The 18,864-nt window shown below is 39.6% G+C and carries 18 protein-coding genes; 14 read left to right on the forward strand and 4 right to left on the reverse strand.

Going from position 1 to position 18,864, the window contains the following annotated elements; translation table 11 throughout:
- Nucleotides 1–78 precede the first annotated feature (78 nt).
- Complete coding sequence (locus HMPREF2805_RS01240; protein ID WP_004238875.1) at nt 79–324, forward strand: hypothetical protein; 246 nt, start codon at nt 79–81, stop codon at nt 322–324.
- Between the two features lie 370 nt (nt 325–694).
- Nucleotides 695–1,090, forward strand: coding sequence for a leucine-rich repeat domain-containing protein (locus HMPREF2805_RS01245; protein ID WP_083301256.1), 396 nt, complete (start codon nt 695–697; stop codon nt 1,088–1,090).
- A gap of 234 nt (nt 1,091–1,324) precedes the next feature.
- Here the strand turns inward: HMPREF2805_RS01245 and HMPREF2805_RS01250 are convergent, their stop codons facing one another.
- The 3 genes from HMPREF2805_RS01250 to HMPREF2805_RS01260 are packed head-to-tail and all read right to left on the reverse strand — an operon-like array spanning nt 1,325 to nt 4,082.
- On the reverse strand, nt 1,325–2,236 hold the full coding sequence (locus HMPREF2805_RS01250) for a PTS system mannose/fructose/sorbose family transporter subunit IID (RefSeq protein WP_075228146.1): 912 nt from the start codon (nt 2,234–2,236) through the stop codon (nt 1,325–1,327).
- Between the two features lie 14 nt (nt 2,237–2,250).
- Nucleotides 2,251–3,063 carry a PTS mannose/fructose/sorbose transporter subunit IIC gene (locus tag HMPREF2805_RS01255; protein WP_075231056.1) on the reverse strand — a complete coding sequence of 271 codons (813 nt, stop codon included), beginning with the start codon at nt 3,061–3,063 and terminating at the stop codon, nt 2,251–2,253.
- 29 nt (nt 3,064–3,092) lie between these two features.
- Complete coding sequence (locus HMPREF2805_RS01260) at nt 3,093–4,082, reverse strand: PTS sugar transporter subunit IIB (protein ID WP_075230374.1); 990 nt, start codon at nt 4,080–4,082, stop codon at nt 3,093–3,095.
- A gap of 177 nt (nt 4,083–4,259) precedes the next feature.
- Between HMPREF2805_RS01260 and HMPREF2805_RS11210 the strand changes: the two genes are divergently transcribed.
- A complete protein-coding gene (locus HMPREF2805_RS11210) occupies nt 4,260–4,532 on the forward strand; it encodes a hypothetical protein (protein WP_075231057.1) in 273 nt (90 codons plus the stop codon).
- On the opposite strand, the gene adhP is transcribed toward HMPREF2805_RS11210, so the two are convergent.
- A complete protein-coding gene (gene adhP / locus HMPREF2805_RS01270; RefSeq protein WP_075231058.1) occupies nt 4,522–5,541 on the reverse strand; it encodes an alcohol dehydrogenase AdhP in 1,020 nt (339 codons plus the stop codon). The genes HMPREF2805_RS11210 and adhP overlap by 11 nt on opposite strands.
- A gap of 370 nt (nt 5,542–5,911) precedes the next feature.
- Here adhP and HMPREF2805_RS01275 point away from each other — a divergent pair, with 370 nt between their 5' ends.
- The 11 genes from HMPREF2805_RS01275 (at nt 5,912) to HMPREF2805_RS01325 (ending at nt 18,822) form a co-directional block, all read left to right on the forward strand.
- A complete protein-coding gene (locus tag HMPREF2805_RS01275) occupies nt 5,912–7,189 on the forward strand; it encodes a glutamate-cysteine ligase family protein (RefSeq protein WP_075231059.1) in 1,278 nt (425 codons plus the stop codon).
- Nucleotides 7,190–7,263: 74 nt separating this feature from the next.
- Nucleotides 7,264–8,748 (forward strand): threonine synthase, encoded by a 1,485-nt coding sequence (gene thrC / locus HMPREF2805_RS01280; RefSeq protein WP_075231060.1) that lies wholly within the window; start codon nt 7,264–7,266, stop codon nt 8,746–8,748.
- A gap of 60 nt (nt 8,749–8,808) precedes the next feature.
- Complete coding sequence (locus HMPREF2805_RS01285; protein ID WP_075231061.1) at nt 8,809–10,089, forward strand: MATE family efflux transporter; 1,281 nt, start codon at nt 8,809–8,811, stop codon at nt 10,087–10,089.
- 3 nt (nt 10,090–10,092) lie between these two features.
- The gene (locus HMPREF2805_RS01290; RefSeq protein WP_075231062.1) at nt 10,093–10,707 is read left to right on the forward strand and encodes an HAD-IA family hydrolase; all 615 of its coding nucleotides are present in this window, start codon (nt 10,093–10,095) and stop codon (nt 10,705–10,707) included.
- 176 nt (nt 10,708–10,883) lie between these two features.
- Nucleotides 10,884–12,002 carry a LysM peptidoglycan-binding domain-containing protein gene (locus HMPREF2805_RS01295; RefSeq protein ID WP_075231063.1) on the forward strand — a complete coding sequence of 373 codons (1,119 nt, stop codon included), beginning with the start codon at nt 10,884–10,886 and terminating at the stop codon, nt 12,000–12,002.
- 234 nt (nt 12,003–12,236) lie between these two features.
- Entirely contained in the window at nt 12,237–12,653 is a 417-nt protein-coding gene (locus HMPREF2805_RS01300; protein WP_398577611.1) for a MarR family winged helix-turn-helix transcriptional regulator, read from the forward strand.
- A 10-nt stretch (nt 12,654–12,663) separates the two neighbouring features.
- Nucleotides 12,664–13,026 (forward strand): DUF1304 domain-containing protein, encoded by a 363-nt coding sequence (locus HMPREF2805_RS01305; RefSeq protein WP_075231064.1) that lies wholly within the window; start codon nt 12,664–12,666, stop codon nt 13,024–13,026.
- A 353-nt stretch (nt 13,027–13,379) separates the two neighbouring features.
- Nucleotides 13,380–15,158 carry a phosphotransferase gene (locus HMPREF2805_RS01310; RefSeq protein WP_075231065.1) on the forward strand — a complete coding sequence of 593 codons (1,779 nt, stop codon included), beginning with the start codon at nt 13,380–13,382 and terminating at the stop codon, nt 15,156–15,158.
- 1 nt (nt 15,159) lies between these two features.
- Nucleotides 15,160–15,345, forward strand: a complete 186-nt coding sequence (locus HMPREF2805_RS01315) for a hypothetical protein (protein ID WP_075231066.1) — start codon at nt 15,160–15,162, stop codon at nt 15,343–15,345.
- Complete coding sequence (locus tag HMPREF2805_RS01320) at nt 15,345–16,772, forward strand: cytosine permease (protein ID WP_075231067.1); 1,428 nt, start codon at nt 15,345–15,347, stop codon at nt 16,770–16,772. Before HMPREF2805_RS01315 ends, HMPREF2805_RS01320 begins: the two co-directional genes overlap by 1 nt.
- A gap of 271 nt (nt 16,773–17,043) precedes the next feature.
- On the forward strand, nt 17,044–18,822 hold the full coding sequence (locus HMPREF2805_RS01325) for a phosphotransferase (protein ID WP_075231068.1): 1,779 nt from the start codon (nt 17,044–17,046) through the stop codon (nt 18,820–18,822).
- Nucleotides 18,823–18,864: the final 42 nt, after the last annotated feature.

Genomic DNA, 18,864 nt, shown 5'->3' on the forward strand with positions numbered 1-18,864 from the left:
CTATTTTAGTGTATACAAAAAGGCCAACATCCATTATATTAAAAGCGCTGAAACCTAAAACAAAAGAATGATGACCATATGAACAATATACTAGAAGCTACACTACAAATCAAAGATGCACACAATGAAGGTGTTACATTCCATTTCTTAGAGAATATTAAAGAAGTATTGCGTGATGAGAGTGGGAAAGTAACTGGTGTAAAGGTTATTACAATGGAACTTGGTGAATCAGATGAAAGTGGAAGAAGATCAACGCATGAAGTGGCAGGTAGTGAACATATTATTCCATGTGACCTTGTCGTTGCAGCAATTGAACAAAAGTAGACTTTAGTGTTCTAGATGAAGGGTAAAAATTTGACTTTCGGTCAACATCAGAATACAATAGAAATGAACTAATAACAGGGGATGCATATTTAGGTCCTCAATCTATCGCAACCGCAATTAAAGGCGGGTGAGAAGTTGCGACAGAAGTACATGAATCGTTTAAAGAAAACACATAAATAACTTGTGGTGCCTTTCGTTTTTTTACTGGGAAAATTAAGGAACTATAGTTATAAATTCTTAAAGATATTAATATATTAACATATTAACATGCGTATATTTATAGGAAGAAGGTTATGTCATCTATAGTTGTACTTCTGACGATAAGGTTGTTCGTGTACCAAAGGAAATTAAAGGTAAACCTGTTATCGCAATTGGAGAACGTGGTCTTGCGAACTTGAAACATTGTGAGGCAATCGTTTTACCAGATACAGTACGATATATTGGAAAAGGTGCGTTTGCGATTGACAATAAGTTAAAGTATGTCCACTTTGGTAAGTCAATAGAAACAGTAGAAGATGATGTTTTCAACTCTGACAGTTCATTAGAATCAGTTGTATTCCCAGAAGGAACAAAGAGTATTGGAACATTAGTATTCTGGGGGACATCATCAATTAAATCTATTACAATTCCAGCAAGTGTAACAGAAATTACAGAATACTTCTATTTTGTGGATAACTGTAACCCAGATGTAGAAATCCATACACCTAAGGGATCAAAGGCAGAAGAAGTAGCTAAAGCAATGCAACTTAAAGTAGTAAATGACTAAAGGGGAATAGTATGAACAAAAAATTACTATCAGGCTTAGGGACTGACCCCAAAAAGTGAGAATTTAATAAAAACACCCTAGGGCTACCGTCTTCGGTATTCAACCGGAGACAGGTAGTCCAATTTTTGTTGGATTCTTTTTTCATTAGGTTCTTCATCAACACTATTTGACAAAGAGCCAAAAGAATCAGGTGATAAACCTGATTCTTTTTTTGTTTGTACATTCTCACCAAGATTACATGATACCGAAGAAACGAGCTGCGATACCTACTGCAAAGAGAGCAAGGATGATTGTGATTGGAGATACTTTTTTCTTAAGCAACCACATGCAAAGGAAAGTAAGGAGAAGTCCCATCAATCCTGGGATCAATGAGTTCAACTGACCTTGAAGGGTTTGTGGTTGAACGCTATCCAAGCTCATGCCACTAAGTGCTTGACCAAGAATACCCTTCAATTCTCCACCTGTAACAGCGCCTTCTGGGAAGTTGATGTAGGCACCTTCTGATAATTGTTTACCTGGAAGGTTAACAGTGAAGTTAATTGATACCCAACGTTGTACAAGGACAGCAAGGATGAACATACCAAGGATAGAAGCTCCTTTAGTGATGTCTTTCAAGATACCACCTGACATATCTTTAGTGATTTCAGATCCAGCCTTGTAACCAAACTCTTGTGTATACCAAAGGAAAGACATACGGATTGCATTCCATCCAAAGAAGAAGAGAAGTGGTCCGACGATATTACCAGTCGCAGCAAGTGATGCACCAAGGGCACCGAGGATAGGACGTACTGTAAACCAGAAGACTGGGTCACCGATACCAGCAAGAGGTCCCATCATACCAATCTTAACACCTTGGATAGCAGCGTCATCGATGTCAGTACCGTTTGCGCGTTCTTCTTCAAGTGCAAGAGTAACCCCCATGATTGGAGCAGCTACGTATGGGTGAGTGTTGAAAAACTCAAGGTGACGCTCAAGAGCAGCAGCTTGGTCTTCTTTTTTAGTGTAAAGTTTCTTGATAGCTGGGATCAAAGAGTAAGCCCAACCCAAGTTTTGCATACGTTCGTAGTTCCAAGAACCTTGAAGGAATTGTGAACGCCACCAAACTTTTTGGCGATCTGATTTTGATAATTGAATTTTTTCAGCCATGATTGTTCCCCTTTCTAGTAGTCTTCTAGGATATCACCGATTGGATCGTTAGAAGTTGCAGCTCCTCCGCCACCGTTTCCGCCTTGTTTAGAAAGGTTGAGGTAGATGAAGGCAAGGGCAACACCGATGACACCAAGGGCAATCAAAGTCAATTGAGAGATTGCTGCAAGAGCAAAACCGATAGCGAAGAATGGCCATACTTCACGAGTAGCCATCATGTTGATAACCAAAGCGTAACCAACGGCAACGACCATGGCACCACCGACAGCCATACCACCTTTAAGCCATTCTGGCATAAGTTCCAATACGCCTTGAACGGCTTCAGTTGGCATTGCAAGCAAGAGTGCAGCTGGGATAGCAATACGTAGACCTTGAAGAGCGAGGGCAAAGTAGTGAGCGCGTTCAACAGCTGTAATGTTTCCTTCTTTAGCAGCAGCGTCAGCAGAGTGAACCAAACCAACTGAGATTGTACGAACGATCATAGTCAAGAAAAGTCCAGCTACGGCAAGAGGGATTGCAGTTGCAGTTGCGACTGCGATACCTTCAGTAGTAAAGTTACCACCCTTAATCATGATGATTGCAGCTGCAACAGAAGCAAGAGCCGCGTCAGGAGCTACGGCAGCTCCGATGTTAGCCCAACCAAGGGCGATCATTTGAAGTGATCCACCAAGCATAACCCCTGCTTCGAGGTTACCAGTTACAAGACCGATAAGGGTACATGCTACGATTGGTTGATGGAATTGGAATTGGTCGAGGATACCTTCAAGACCTGCGAAGAAGGCAACAACTACAACCAAGATAGCAGAAATGAATGAAATATCTGACATGGTTTTATTCCTTTTCTATTTAATGTTAATTATTGAACGTTAGCTTTGCTAATCAAGTCAAACAAATCTTTTTTAGTGTCGTTTGGTACTTTACGTACGTCAAATTCAACGCCAAGGTCGCGCATTTTTTCAAATGTAGCAACGTCGTCTTTGTCCATTGACAATACGTTATTGACCATTGTTTTACCAGTTGAGTGAGCCATTGATCCAACGTTAAGAGTCTTGATTGGCACACCGCCTTCGATAGCACGAAGAGCATCTTGAGGTGTTTCAAACAAGATAAGGGCGTGTGTCTCACCAAAACGAGGGTCTTTTGCAACCTCAATCAATTTTTTGATTGGTACAACGTTAGCCTTCACTCCGTTAGGAGCTGCTTGTTTGATCAATTCTTTACGAAGATCGTCGTTAGCTACGTTATCTGAAGCAACGATGATACGGTTAGCTTTTGAATCTGGTGTCCAAGCAGTTGCGACTTGTCCGTGAAGAAGACGTGTGTCAAGACGAGCAAGATTGATTTTCAATTTACCGTCTCCAATGACAGTTCCTTCTGGAATAGCAGCTTGGGCTACAGGCGCAGTTGCAGCAGTAGCAACTTCCTCAGCTGGATTTAGTTCTTCTGGAAGAGCCTTGATGCCATCCTTAGATTCTTTGATGATATTTGCAGCGACTTTATCAACACCTGCAGTAGCGTCCATGAGGCGCTCTGTATAGGCTTGGATCAACATCGGCAAGTTAAGTCCTGTGATGATGGCAAATTTACGCTCAGGATTTTCTCCCATTACGCGACTAGCTTGGTTAAATGGAGAACCACTCCAAAGGTCAGCCAAGACTAGAACCTCATCTTCTGCGTCAAATGCAGCCACAGCATTGTTGAACTTGGCGTATAAATCATCTGGACCTTCGTTTGGCATAAAGGTTACGACTTGAACCTTTTCTTGTTCACCAAAGATCATAGATCCTGACTGATGAATACCCGCGGCAAATTCACCGTGGCTCGCAATAATGATTCCGATACTCATTATTGTCATTCCTCCTTATAAAATGTTTGACTTGTAGTTTAAGAAAACTTTAAGACTCCTTAAGTATAAATCGTTTTCAGAAAAAATGCAACTAATTATAATAAAGAGTGAAAAAAATCTCAAAGCCTCATTTTTACAAATATTGATATATCAACTTTTTATAAAATCGTCTATAAAATGGTAAAAAAATTTAATATAAAAAATGGGTGGGCAGAAGTCAATGAATTAACTCACGACTTTCTAGTCCCGGTCCCTGATGTTTCAACAATCCGCTGTTTGTTTGTAGAATTTGTGAAGAAAAATGACGTTTTCTTCACTAGTGCTCTTGGGCGTCTAAAAAATGCCCCAAGTCCAATTAGTTGTCGTATCAAAATTTTATTACAAAAAAATCGAGGTGGGATTTTTGATCCCTTCCTCGATTTTGTGCTTAATTTTTATCTTAGTGTGTAAAGTCTAGAACCATACGACCTTGGATAGTTCCAGCAGACATTTCATCAAAGACAGCGATGGCATCTTCGACAGGGCGTTTTTGAACGATTGGTACAACCAGACCTTCAGCACCAAATTGGAAGGCTTCTTCCAAATCTTTACGTGTTCCAACAAGGGAACCGATGACTTGGATACCGTCAAGAACTGTTTTGACGATGCTAAGATCCATCATTTCAGATGGGAGACCGACAGCTATTACACGACCGCCTGCACGAACAGAGTCAACTGCTTGGTTAAAGGCAACTTTTGATACAGCTGTTACGACAGCTGAGTGAGCACCACCGTTTGTCTTTTCTTTGATAAGGCCTGGGACATCTTCGACTTCAAGACCATTAATCACGATATCAGCACCAACTTCTTTAGCTAGATCAAGTTTATCGTTGTTAATATCTACTGCGATAACGTGAGCGTTGAATACTTTTTTAGCATATTGAACAGCTAAGTTACCAAGTCCTCCAGCACCATAGAGTACAACCCATTGACCTGGCTCAACTTTTGCTTCTTTGATAGCCTTGTAGGTAGTAACACCGGCACAAGTAATTGAAGAAGCTTGGGCTGGATCGAGACCTTCTGGAACCTTAACGGCATAATCTGCAGTTACGATACATTGTTCTGCCATACCACCATCAACTGAGTAGCCAGCATTTTTCACTGTGCGGCAAAGAGTTTCGCGCCCAGTTGTACAGTATTCACATTTGCCACAACCTTCAAAGAACCAAGCAACACTAACACGGTCGCCAACTTTTAGGCTCTTAACATCAGGGGCGATTTCTTTTACGATACCGATCCCTTCGTGACCGAGAACACGTCCTGGAACTTTTCCAAAGTCACCATGGGCAACGTGGAGGTCTGTGTGGCAAACACCACAGTACTCAACTTCAACAAGTGCTTCCCCAGTTTCGAGCGGACGGAGCACTTTTTCTTCAATAGCAACACCAGTGCTTTCTGGATTTACAACAACAGCTTTCATAGCTATCCTCCTTGGTTAGTAGTTGAGGTGCAGAGGAAAAGGGGCTTGCCTTGACTCATGATTCAAGTGAAGTCGAATTTGAACTGCCCTCTTTTTTGTCTATATGTGAATTGTATCACTATATTCAATATAGTACAAGGGATTTGATGCAAAAATATATGTAATCGCTTAACCGGTTGATGAGACTGTGAAAATTGAACAATGATATCTGACATCTTATTATAAAATTTCATATAATTAGGAAGTTGTTTGGTCTTAAATCTAGGGAGCGAGCTTGCAAACAGATTTTCTAAGGTCCTTCTCTAGGACTTTTTGGTATAATAGAGAGTAATTTGTTTTCTAGTATGAGAAGTTAGAATGAGAGGTATGTATGTCCCCTTCAATTCAGTTATTAAAAGACCGCTATTTAAAGAATATCAAAGAAAATCCAGAGCTCTACATCGGTATTGAGTTGGAGTTTCCGATCGTTCATACGAAAGGCCAACTTACAGATATTGAAGTCAGCAAGGACTTGATGCATTTTTTGGTTGATGCTCTCAGTCTGGAAGTTGAAAAGGTAGACCAGGAGGGCGGTCCGATTCAACTTGTAGAACCGAAGAGTCAAGATCGGATTCTGTTTGAGGTTTCTTACACGACCGTGGAGTTTGCTTTTGGGAAGGCAAAAAGTATTCAGGAAGTGGAAGAGCGCTTTAGAGCCTATATGGAAGTAATTCAGGAGAAGCTAAGAGAAAAGGATCATGCTATTCAAGGTTGGGGGATTCACCCGAATTGGGATATCAATGATAATAGGCCTGTCGCATATCCACGATACCAGATGCTGATGGATTATCTGAGTATGGGGAGTCACCAAGAAAGTGCGCATTTGCATGACTTTCCACAATATGGAGCCTTTATCTGTGGTAGTCAAGTTCAGCTAGATGTCTCAAAGTCAAACTACTTACGTGTTATCAATACTTTCACACAGATAGAGGCAGCCAAAGCCTACTTGTTTGCCAATTCTCAGTTTTCAGGAGCAGACTGGGACACCCAGATTTCACGAGATATTTTTTGGGAAGAATCTATGCATGGGATTTATCCAGAGAATGTTGGAGTCAATGCAAAACTCTTTAAAGATGAGGATGATTTCTTTGATTATTTAGATCGCTCTGCGATTTTTACAGCAGAACGTGATGGGGAAACCTACTATTTTTCTCCAATTCTAGCGAAAGATTATCTGTCTACAAGTCGGATTAGGGCTTTTGGGATTAATGGGAAAGAAGTTAGTATAGTTCCAGAGGAAAAAGATTTTTCGAGTCATCGAAGCTACCAGTTTCAAGACTTGACAACACGAGGGACTGTTGAATTTCGTAGTGTTTGTACACAACCGCTAGACCGAACCTTTGCTTCGGCAGCCTTTCATTTAGGCTTGTTGGTGAATCTTGACAAGCTTGAAGCTTACCTAGAAACAGCTCCTTTCTTTGAGAGATTTGGTCGTGACTACAAGTCTTTGAGAAGACAATTTTCTAAGAAACACCTCACAGATGAAGAAACAGCTGGGATTGTCCAGTTCTCCAAAGACTTGCTAGCTATAGCAGAGCAAGGACTTGAGATGAGAGGTCAGAGTGAAATGACTTATTTAGTGCCTTTGAAAGAAGAATTAGACCTATAATTTTCCTATAAAGGAAGAATTTTCTGAAAAATCATGTTATAATGAATAAGACTATAGATAAAGGATAGAGATTTATGACATTAGTTTATCAATCAACGCGTGATGCGAACAATACCGTAACAGCCAGCCAAGCGATTTTGCAAGGTTTGGCAACAGATGGGGGCTTATTTACTCCAGTTAGCTATCCAAAGGTTGATTTGGATTTTGAAACATTAAAAGACGCTTCTTACCAAGAAGTAGCTAAGCTTGTCTTGTCAGCTTTCTTGGATGACTTTACAGCAGAAGAGTTGGACTACTGTATCTCCAACGCCTATGACAGCAAGTTTGATACGCCAGTCATTGCTCCTCTTGTGAAACTAGATGGCCAATACAACTTGGAACTTTTCCACGGTTCAACCATTGCCTTCAAGGATATGGCCTTGTCTATCTTGCCATACTTTATGACGACAGCTGCCAAGAAACATGGCTTGGAAAACAAGATTGTCATCTTGACAGCGACGTCTGGAGATACTGGTAAAGCTGCCATGGCAGGTTTTGCAGATGTTCCTGGAACTGAAATTATCGTCTTTTATCCAAAAGACGGTGTCAGCAAAGTGCAAGAGTTGCAAATGACCACGCAAACTGGCGAAAACACCCATGTTATCGCTATTGATGGAAACTTTGACGATGCTCAGACAAACGTGAAACACATGTTCAACGATGTGGAGCTTCGTGAAAAATTAGCAGCCAACAAGCTCCAGTTTTCATCAGCTAACTCTATGAATATCGGTCGTTTGGTACCACAGATTGTCTATTATGTGTATGCCTACGCTCAGCTTGTTAAAACAGGCGAAATTAATGCAGGTGATAAGGTTAACTTCACCGTACCGACAGGAAACTTTGGAAATATCTTGGCTGCCTTTTATGCTAAACAAATTGGTTTGCCAGTTGGTAAATTAATCTGTGCTTCAAATGACAACAATGTTTTGACAGACTTCTTCAAGACTCGTGTTTATGACAAGAAGCGTGAGTTTAAAGTGACCACTAGCCCATCTATGGATATCTTAGTGTCTTCAAACTTGGAGCGCTTGATTTTCCACCTTTTGGGTAATGATGCGGTTAAGACAGCTGAACTCATGAATGCTTTGAATAACCAAGGTCAGTATGAATTGACAGATTTTGATGCAGAGATTCTTGACCTTTTTGCAGCAGAGTATGCGACTGAAGCGGAAACAGCAGCAGAAATCAAGCGTGTTTATCAAACAGATGCCTACATTGAGGATCCACATACAGCGGTTGCCTCAGCTGTTTATAAAAAATACCAAGCAGCGACAGGCGATGGGGCTAAGACCGTGATTGCTTCAACAGCTAGTCCTTATAAATTCCCAGTGGTTGCAGTAGAAGCTGTAACTGGGCAATCAGGTTTGAGCGATTTTGAAGCCTTGGCTCAACTACATGAAATTTCAGGAGTAGCAGTGCCACCTGCAGTTGATGGCCTCGAAACAGCTCCAGTTCGTCACAAGACAACTGTGGCAGCTGCAGATATGCAAGCAGCGGTAGAATCTTATCTAGGACTTTAAGACAGAGGAAGTAAACTCGGTTGGGCAACTAACTGAGTTTCTTTTCATCAGGAGGAAGGATTGTTTAAGAAAAATAAAGACATTCTCAACATAGCTCTGCCAGCCATGGGTGAAAATTTCTTGCAGATGCTCATGGGGATGGTAGATAGCTATCTGGTGGCACATCTGGGCTTAATCGCCATTTCGGGTGTGTCTGTAGCGGGGAATATTATCACCATTTATCAAGCTATTTTTATTGCCTTGGGAGCAGCAATTTCTAGTGTGATATCAAAAAGTTTGGGACAGAAAGATCAGTCTAGACTAGCCTACCATGTGACAGAAGCACTGAAGATTACTCTGCTACTGAGTTTAGTTTTAGGGGCCTTATCCATCTTTGCAGGACGAGAGATGATTGGCCTTTTAGGAACAGAAGCGTCTGTAGCTGAGAGTGGTGGACTATACCTAGCTTTGGTCGGTGGGACAATCGTCCTCTTGGGCTTGATGACTAGTCTAGGAGCCTTGATTCGCGCCACCCACAATCCTAGACTTCCACTTTATGTGAGTTTTTTATCCAATGCTTTAAACATCCTTTTTTCAAGTGTCGCCATTTTTATCCTTGATATGGGGATAGCTGGTGTAGCTTGGGGGACTATTTTGTCTCGTTTGGTCGGGGTTGTGATTTTGTGGTCGCAATTAAAACTTCCATATACGAGACCAAATTTTGGACTGGATAAAGACCTGCTGACCTTGGCTTTACCTGCAGCAGGAGAACGTCTCATGATGCGAGCTGGAGATGTGGTCATTATTGCTTTGGTTGTTTCCTTTGGAACGGAGGCAGTCGCAGGAAATGCAATCGGTGAAGTCTTGACCCAGTTCAACTATATGCCAGCCTTTGGTGTCGCTACGGCAACAGTCATGCAGGTGGCTCGAGCAGTTGGAGAAGATGATTGGGCAAGGGTAGACAACTTAAGTAAGCAAACTTTTTGGCTATCGCTCTTTCTCATGTTGCCCTTAACACTTAGTATCTATGCTCTCGGAACGCCCCTAAGTCACCTCTACACCAGTGATCCTGCGGCCATTAAAGCCAGTGTTTTGGTGACGCTGTTCTCACTACTAGGAACTCCTATGACGACGGGAACAGTCATTTATACAGCTGTCTGGCAGGGTTTGGGAAATGCACGCCTCCCCTTTTATGCGACAAGTATCGGAATGTGGTGTATCCGTATCGGAACAGGGTATCTGATCGGAATTGTTCTTGGTTGGGGCTTGCCTGGCATTTGGGCAGGAACGCTTTTGGATAATGGTTTCCGTTGGATTTTCCTACGCTATCGTTATAAGCAATATATCTCTTTGAAAGGATGACATATGAAAAAAATTGGATTTATCTGGGATTTAGATGGGACCTTGTTGGACTCTTATGAGGCTATTTTAGCAGGAATCGAAGAGACTTTTGCCCAGTTTGACATTCCTTATGATAAGGCTGAGGTTCGTGCCTTTATTCTACAAACTTCCGTTCAAGATCTGTTGGAAAAGGTGGGAGAAGAAAGAGGCTTGGATGCAGATATGCTCAATCAGGTTCGTGCTCAGAGCTTGGCTGAGAAGAATGCTCAAGTGGTTCTGATGCCAGGGGCGCGTGAAATCTTAGCTTGGGCAGACCAGCAAGGGATTGAGCAGTTTGTTTATACCCATAAAGGGGACAATGCTTTTACAATTTTGGAGAATTTGGGTTTGGCCCACTATTTCACAGAAATTTTAACCAATCAAAGTGGCTTTGCTCGGAAGCCTAGTCCAGAAGCTGCGATTTATCTTTTAGATAAGTATGGATTAAATCCTCAGCAGACTTATTATATCGGCGATCGGACTTTGGATATAGAATTTGCTCAAAATAGTGGTATTCAGAGTATCAATTTTCTTGCCTCACCTGCAACTTGTAATCAACAGATAGAGCATTTAGAAGATATTAGCTCACTTTCTTTCTAGAATTTTCTTCAAGAAGAATGTGTCAGCCTGATGACAAGAAACTAACAAACTATTTCAAGTAATGATATTTGTTACAACGAATGTACAGTTCTGTTAAATAGCCCCAAAAAGGCTTTTTTTCTATTTTCTTTGTGTTATGATAGACAGGTACTACATTTGAAAAGGAGTTTGATAGTATGAAGAAAAGAATTATTTTAGCATCAACAGTAGCCTTGTCCCTTGCCCCTGTATTGGCAACCCAAGCAGAAGAACTAGTATGGACAGCGCGCAGTGTTGAGCAAATTCAAAACGATGTTACCAAGAATGAGAATAAAACAAGCTATACGATTCAGTATGGAGATACTCTAAGTACCATTGCCGAAGCTTTGGGAGTGGATGTGACCGTTCTTGCTAACTTGAACAAGATTAGCAATATTGATTTGATTTTCCCTGAGACAGTCCTTACAACAACTGCTAATGATGAGGAAGAAGTGACAGAAGTTGAAATCCAAACCCCTGATACAGTTCAAGGTGGCGAAGGAACAACTGCAACAGCAGATTTGACAACTAACCAAGTCACTGTAGATGACCAAACTGTACAGGTTGAAGATTTAACTCAACCAGTTGAAGAAACAGAGGCTCAAGTTGAAGCAGTAGCACCACAAGCGACTGAAGAAGCAGTAACAGAAGTCTCAGTACCAGTAGCAGAACCTGTTACAGAAACTACAGCAGAAGTTTCAGCACCAGCGGAAGAGCCGGTAGCAGAGGCTACTACTGAAACTGTAGCAGAAGTTGCGAGCCCAGTAGTAGAGAACTCAACTCCAGTAGTGGAGGAAACAGCTGTAGAGACGGCTACAAGCTCATCTGATACAGAAGACGTTACCTATCAAGCAGAACCAAGTCAGCACTCTTCAAATACTTATGCAGCACCAGCAGCACCTGATTATGCAAGCATTGCAGCTTCAAAATCAGAAAATGCAGGTCTACAACCACAAACTGCCGCCTTTAAAGAAGAAATTGCTAACTTGTTTGGTATCACATCATTTAGTGGCTACCGTCCAGGAGATAGCGGCGACCACGGAAAAGGTCTTGCGATTGACTTTATGGTTCCAGTAAGCTCAGCTCTTGGAGACCAAATTGCAGATTATGCGATCCAGAACATGGCGACCCGTGGAATCAACTACATCATCTGGAAACAACGTTTCTATGCACCATACGATAGCAAATACGGACCAGCCTACACTTGGAATCCAATGCCAGATCGTGGTAGCGTAACAGAAAACCACTATGACCACGTTCACGTATCGATGAACTAATAGAAAGAGGAGTTGAAACTAATCTAGTTTCTGCTTCTTTTTTGTTTTCAAACTCTTAGATAGCGTAAATAAACTCCAGGCATAAAATAGAAAAACATAGCCTTGAGGGATTGTGACTAGGAGACTAATTTAACGGAGTAAGCAAAAGGCTTGCAAAGTCAATTTATTTGTATTATATTTGATAAGTCAATAGTTGATAAATCATATATTAATGAAAGGAGAAAAATACTAAAAATGCATGAATTATTGTACCAGCTTCATTTAACAGATCAGACCATTACTCAACTTTTTGAAAAACAATTGGGAATTAGTTTGACCCGCTATCAAATCCTGCAATTTTTACTGCAACAGTCACCATGTAACCAAATTGCCGTTCAGGAGAAGTTGCAAATCGACCAAGCGGCCTTGACCCGTCATTTTAAGATATTAGAGTCAGAGGGCTATGTCAGTCGCAAACGTAATCCGCTTAATCAACGAGAAGTCTTAGTTGAATTAACCCAAGAAGCCAAGAATCAACTCTTGGTCAATCCGCCTAAACATCACTTGAAAGTGAAGGAACAGATGGAGAGCATCTTATCGCCTGCTGAGCAGAAAGAGCTGACGACTTTACTGACCAACCTAGTGTCAGGTCTAGAAAAAATAGAATTTTAAGGAGAAAACGATGTCAATTATTACTACCATTTTAGCAACACTTGTTGCTCTAGAGCATTTTTATATCTTTTATTTGGAAAGTATCGCAACCCAATCAGATGCAACCAGCCGAGTCTTTAATATGGACAAAGAAGAGCTAGTACGACCATCTGTCACTTCACTTTTTAAAAACCAAGGGATTTATAATGCCTTGATTGGCGTGTTTCTTCTCTATGGAATTTATTTCTCGCATAGCTTAGAAATCGTAACAATCTTTGTTTTATTTGTCATAGGAGCAGCGACTTACGGTGCCTTAACAGCAGATAAAAAAATCATTCTAAAGCAAGGTGGACCGGCAATCTTAGCACTCTTGAGTATCCTTTTCTTGAAATAAAAAGCGGAGGTGGAAAAAATATTGGATTTAAGAATCCATTATTATAAATCCTTATGCTTGATAAATTAAATAAAAAAGCGGACAAGATAGAATTCTGAGTATCAGAAACGAGTATGGTTCGCTTTTTTATTTACGATTAGACTTTTATACGAATTTTGTTTTTAAGTTGGTTCACTTCAGTGTGATTAAGGAAGTGCTGTTTGTAAATCTTTAAAAACTTATGGAAATGCGTGGTCATGTTATTCAAGACTACTTCTTTACTATTAGAGTTTATTTGGATAATACTTGACAAAAGCGATTGTTCATACTATAATCTTTTTTAAACAATCATTGAACAAAAAGAGGTTATCAATATGATTTCAGAAAAACAATTTAAACTACTGTCTTTTTTGCAAGAGCATCCACAAGAGGAGTTTACACAAAGACAGTTAGCGGAACAATTGGAAGTTTCTTTAGGAACAATTAATTCCTTGCTTAAAGAAATGAAAGAAGCTAATTGGATTGATCAAGAAGGTCACCTATCTGAGTTAGGAAAAGAAGCTTTAGAACCTTATCGAGTACAAAATGCAGTGATTATGGCTGCAGGGATGAGTAGTCGATTTGCACCATTGTCTTATGAAGTACCAAAAGGATTGTTAAAAGTAAAAGGGGAACGCCTGATTGAAAGGGAAATTGAACAACTACAGGAAGCAGGTATAGAAGATATTACAGTTATTGTAGGTTATTTACAAGAAAAAATGTTTTACCTTGCTGAAAAATATGGTGTAAAAATCGTTGTCAATAATGATTACTATAAATACAATAACTGTTCTTCGTTAATGTTGGTTAGAGATCAACTATCAAATACTTATATTTGTTCATCGGACAATTATTTTGCCGAAAATCCATTTGAGAAGTATATTTATAGAGGTTACTATTCAACAATATTTGTGGAAGGCGAGACAGACGAATATTGTGCTACCGAAGACTCCAACAATATGATTGTTGACATACAGATTGGTGGTAAAGACACTTGGGCTATGGTGGGACATGTGTATTTTGACCGTGCCTTTAGTGAAAAATTCGTAAAAATTTTAGAGACTGAGTTTAAACACGAGCCCTATAAAGAACAGCTCTGGGAAGATTACTATACCCGCAATGTTCATGAATTGCATCTAGAAGCTCGTCATTATTCAGCGGATATTGTTAAAGAATTTGATTCCTTAGATGAGTTGCGTCAATTTGATGACCGCTACTTGATGAATTCTAATTCTGAGATTATTGATAACATCTGCAAGACCTTGAATTGTGATGCTTCGGATATTGTTCATATTAAACCACTCAAAGATGGTTTGACCAATACATCCTTTAGCTTTGATTGTCTTGATAAAAAATATGTTTATCGTCATCCTGGAAGAGGAACTGAAAAATACATCAACAGATCAAGCGAAGCAGCTTCTATGGAAATTGCAGCAAAACTGCAAATAGACAGAACATTTGTTGCGATGGATAAAAACGAAGGGTGGAAGATTTCAGAATTTATTCCTAACGCTAGACCACTTGATTATGATAATTGGGATCATGTAGAAAAAGCCATGGAACTCTTGAGAAAACTACATCAATCTGGAGAAAAAACAACTCATAATTTTGATTTATTTGTAGGAATTGATGATTTTAGAGAAAAATTGAAGGCTAGCAATCGTTTTGAGTTTGATGGACTAGATGAACTTGACAAAAACATTTCAACTATTAGAGAATTTTTAAAACAGGATGACACTGAAAGAGTTTTATGTCATGGAGATTCCTATAGCCCAAATTTTCTCCTAAACGAACAAGAGGAGATGAGTCTTATTGATTGGGAGTATTCTGGTATGGGAGACCCTGCAGGGGATTTAGGTACTTTTATTGGTTGTTCGAATTATACTGTTGAACAAGCTGAGAAAGTACTTGAGATTTACTTGCAAGAAGTTCCAGATACAAAAACAAAACGTCACTATTTAGCCTATGTGGCAGTGACATCTTATTATTGGTTCTTGTGGGCCTTGTTCCAAGAGAGTGTTGGAAAACCTGTGGGAGAATTTCTTTATACTTGGTATCAATTTACCAGACAATACGGACACCTTTCATTAGAGTTATATCTAGGAGAAAAATAAGATGAAATCTGTATCTGAAATTGAACAATTAGTTGCAGAAGAAACCAAGCATAGACTAGAAGAGATGGAGTCTCCAGAGTATGAGTTTCCAAAACCATTCTTGAGAAAGGACTTTATCCTTGTAGCCCTTGCAGTTATCATTAACCTACTTTTAATTATCCTAGCCATGACAGGAGGAATCCAATAATGTCAAAAATGAATGACTTTATTCAACAAGAAACCATAACTGGGATTGTTCCAATGACTAGTAAGGATCGGCAATATTCCTTCTGGGATCTATTCTTGTCAACAAGTGGTTTTGCGATTGCAACCTGGTGTTACACACAAGGGGCTTATGTTGCTCAATATTTGACCTTCAGCCAGATGTTAATCAATATTTTTAGCTTTAATATTATCTGGGTCTTTATTGAATGTCTTCCTGTCTTATTTGCAGTGAGATACGGAATTGATTTATGGATTTGGCTTCGAGCGGTTTTAGGGAAGCGCGGAGTGGCATTTTTGTCAACAACAATCAGTTTAGCAAATTTTGGTTGGTATGCAGTTACTGCAAATCTTTTTGCCAGTTCTATGATTCATCTAGCTAATAATTTTGGCCTTGGACTGGAGAAAGGGATTTGGGCACCAATCCTTGGGACACTTTGTGTCTTCTTGGGCACCTTGATTGCCCTTGGCGGACCGGAGGTTATAAAAGGTATTAATCGGTTTATGGTAATTGCTTTGCTAGTTGTTGGATTGATTATCGTTGGAATTTGTTTTGTAGCAGTTCCAATTACTGACATCATGAACGTTCAACCAGCAGTACAAGGCGATTTAAGCCCACTAGAGCGATTTATGATTTCAGGAGAGGGGAATGTAGCGACTGCCTTTTCTTGGTCGACGCAAGCATTAATTTTACCACGTTTAGCAAAATCAGAACGTAGTGGGTATTGGGCTACTTCTTTATCTTATGGCGTGGTAGCACCATTCTTTGCTGCGACGGGTGGTGTTATGGCTCTAGCTATGTTTGTAAGAACAGGAGTTTACGAGAGTGATCCAACTGCGATGCTTTCAACCTTGAGTACTCCTACCTTTGCTCTTCTTAGTTTATTGCTAGTAGCTTTTGCAAATATTGGAACTCAAGGAACAGGATCCTATGTGAACTGTATGATTGTTAAAAGCGGTATGCCTAAGGTGAGCTATAAACTAATGGTTTGGATTGCCATGATTTATGTGAGTGCGTTAACAATTTGGGGTGGCGTAGAAGAATATTTTGGTTCTTTTATCTCGCTTGCAGCTTATATTCAAGGACCTATTATTGGAATGATTGTTGTTGATTATTTCTTGATAAGAAAACGGAAATTAGATTTACGATCAGCTTATTTCTTAGATGGACATCAGGCTTATGAGTTTACTAAGGGATTTAATTTAGTTGGTTTGTCTTGTGTATTCGTATCTCTGTTAGTTGCGGTACTCTTTGTTTATAATCCTCTAACTAAACACATTCAAAGTCCGATCTTCTTAATCACGACAGGTAGTGGTTTTACGGCGATATTTGGTGGTTTTCTATATTGGTTAGCAAGCCTAACTCCGTTGAAACACTACATGGTTAAAGATAGAGATCAAGTAACCATTTAAATAAAAACAACCAGCATTGATCTGTACCCCAAAAGTTAGACAGAAAAAATCTAACTTTTGGGGTATTTTGATTATGTGACTATTAGTCCGTCTCGCTCCGTTAGGTGAGAGACAAGAAACCACCCGTCTAACGGGTGGTCATGATTGCTTGATAATTATGAATAGTAAGAAGTCGATTTAGATTTACTTTTTTATTCTAGCAACAGTTGACAAAGAGAAGTGTTCATGTTACAATGATTTCTAACAAAAAACTGAACAAAGAGGTATCAGTATGATTTCAGAAAAACAATTTAAAGTATTGTCTTTCTTGAGGGAGCATCCACAAGAGGATTTTACACAAAGAGAATTGGCAGAAGAGTTGGGAATTTCTCTAGGGAAGGTTAATTCCTTACTAAAAGAAATGAAAGAAGCCCAGTTCCTTGATCAAGAGGGACACTTATCTGAGTTAGGAGATGAGGTTTTAGAGCCTTATCGTGTTCAAAATGCAATCATTATGGCAGCTGGGATGAGTAGCCGATTTGCTCCGTTATCTTATGAAATTCCTAAAGGTCTGTTAAAAGTCAAAGGACAACGTCTGATTGAAAGAGAAATCGAACAGTTACAAGAGGCAGGTATAGAGGATATTACGGTCATTGTAGGGTATATGCAGGAAAAAATGTTTTACCTTGCAGATAAATATAATGTAAAAATTGTGGGAAATAATGATTACTATAAATACAATAACTGTTCTTCATTAATGCTAGTCAGAGATCAGCTGTCAAATACCTATATTTGTTCGTCAGATAATTATTTTGTCGAAAATCCATTTGAAAAATATGTCTATAGAGGCTATTATTCAACAATATTTGCAGAAGGGGAGACAGACGAATATTGTGCTACCGAAGACTCCAACAATATGATTGTTGACATACAGATTGGTGGTAAAGACACTTGGGCTATGGTGGGACATGTGTATTTTGACCGTGCCTTTAGTGAAAAATTCGTAAAAATTTTAGAAAAAGAATTTAAACACGAGCCCTACAAAGAACAGCTTTGGGAGGATTACTACAGCCGTCATGTTTACGAGTTGCACCTAGAAGCGCGTCATTACTCAGCAGACATCGTTAAGGAATTTGATTCCTTGGATGAATTGCGCCAATTTGATGAACATTACTTGATGAATTCTAATTCAGAGATTATCGATAATATTTGTGAAACCTTACATTGTATAGCTTCAGATATCATGAATATCAAACCTTTAAAAGATGGGCTGACGAATACATCCTTTAGTTTTGATTGTCTTGGGAAAAAATATGTTTACCGTCATCCTGGAGTGGGTACCGAAAAATACATTGATCGTTCTAGCGAAGCGGCTTCTATGGAAATCGCAGCAAAACTACAAATTGATCGCACCTTTATTGCTATGAATAAAGATAAGGGATGGAAAATTTCAGAGTTTATCACCAATGCAAGGTCTCTCGATTATGACAATTGGGACCATGTCGAAAAAGCCATGGAACTCTTGAGAAAACTACACCGATCTGGAGAAAAAACAAATCATAATTTTGATTTAATTGCAGGAATTGATGATTTCAAACAAAAGTTACAAGCAAGCAATCGTTTTGAGTTTGATGGGCTTGATGAGTTGGACCAGTTGATCGCAACTCTCATTGAATTTCTAAAGAAAGACAAGGTCGAGAAAGTGCTCTGCCACGGAGATTCCTACAGTCCTAATTTCCTCTTGAATGAACAAGATGAGATGAGCTTGATTGACTGGGAATACTCAGGTATGGGAGATCCTGCTGGTGATATAGGCACCTTTATTTGCTGCTCAAACTACACACTTGAGCAAGCTGAAAGAGTTCTTGAAATTTATTCACAGGGAGTTCTAGATATGAAAACTAAACGCCATTACTTGGCTTCTGTGGCAGTAACATCTTACCATTGGTTCTTATGGGCCTTATTCCAGGAAAGTGTTGGCAAACCTGTCGGAGAATTTCTATATATTTGGTATCGATATACTAAACAATATGGCCAGCTTGCATTGAGTATGTATTGGGAGGAAGAATAAGATGAAAACCGTATCTGAAATTGAACAATTAGTTGCAGAAGA

It is taken from the genome of Streptococcus sp. HMSC034E03, assembly GCF_001811505.1.
GTDB lineage: Bacteria > Bacillota > Bacilli > Lactobacillales > Streptococcaceae > Streptococcus.

Excerpts from the sequence above, each read along its gene's own strand:
- HMPREF2805_RS01325 (WP_075231068.1), top strand. The coding sequence starts at position 17,044 with ATGATTTCAGAAAAACAATTTAAAGTATTGTCTTTCTTGAGGGAGCAT.
- HMPREF2805_RS01250 (WP_075228146.1), bottom strand. The coding sequence starts at position 2,236 with ATGGCTGAAAAAATTCAATTATCAAAATCAGATCGCCAAAAAGTTTGG.
- adhP (WP_075231058.1), bottom strand. The coding sequence starts at position 5,541 with ATGAAAGCTGTTGTTGTAAATCCAGAAAGCACTGGTGTTGCTATTGAA.
- HMPREF2805_RS11210 (WP_075231057.1), top strand. The coding sequence starts at position 4,260 with ATGGTAAAAAAATTTAATATAAAAAATGGGTGGGCAGAAGTCAATGAA.
- HMPREF2805_RS01300 (WP_398577611.1), top strand. The coding sequence starts at position 12,237 with ATGCATGAATTATTGTACCAGCTTCATTTAACAGATCAGACCATTACT.
- HMPREF2805_RS01315 (WP_075231066.1), top strand. The coding sequence starts at position 15,160 with ATGAAATCTGTATCTGAAATTGAACAATTAGTTGCAGAAGAAACCAAG.
- HMPREF2805_RS01240 (WP_004238875.1), top strand. The coding sequence starts at position 79 with ATGAACAATATACTAGAAGCTACACTACAAATCAAAGATGCACACAAT.
- HMPREF2805_RS01310 (WP_075231065.1), top strand. The coding sequence starts at position 13,380 with ATGATTTCAGAAAAACAATTTAAACTACTGTCTTTTTTGCAAGAGCAT.
- thrC (WP_075231060.1), top strand. The coding sequence starts at position 7,264 with ATGACATTAGTTTATCAATCAACGCGTGATGCGAACAATACCGTAACA.
- HMPREF2805_RS01260 (WP_075230374.1), bottom strand. The coding sequence starts at position 4,082 with ATGAGTATCGGAATCATTATTGCGAGCCACGGTGAATTTGCCGCGGGT.
- HMPREF2805_RS01305 (WP_075231064.1), top strand. The coding sequence starts at position 12,664 with ATGTCAATTATTACTACCATTTTAGCAACACTTGTTGCTCTAGAGCAT.
- HMPREF2805_RS01290 (WP_075231062.1), top strand. The coding sequence starts at position 10,093 with ATGAAAAAAATTGGATTTATCTGGGATTTAGATGGGACCTTGTTGGAC.
- HMPREF2805_RS01295 (WP_075231063.1), top strand. The coding sequence starts at position 10,884 with ATGAAGAAAAGAATTATTTTAGCATCAACAGTAGCCTTGTCCCTTGCC.
- HMPREF2805_RS01255 (WP_075231056.1), bottom strand. The coding sequence starts at position 3,063 with ATGTCAGATATTTCATTCATTTCTGCTATCTTGGTTGTAGTTGTTGCC.
- HMPREF2805_RS01275 (WP_075231059.1), top strand. The coding sequence starts at position 5,912 with ATGTCCCCTTCAATTCAGTTATTAAAAGACCGCTATTTAAAGAATATC.
- HMPREF2805_RS01320 (WP_075231067.1), top strand. The coding sequence starts at position 15,345 with ATGTCAAAAATGAATGACTTTATTCAACAAGAAACCATAACTGGGATT.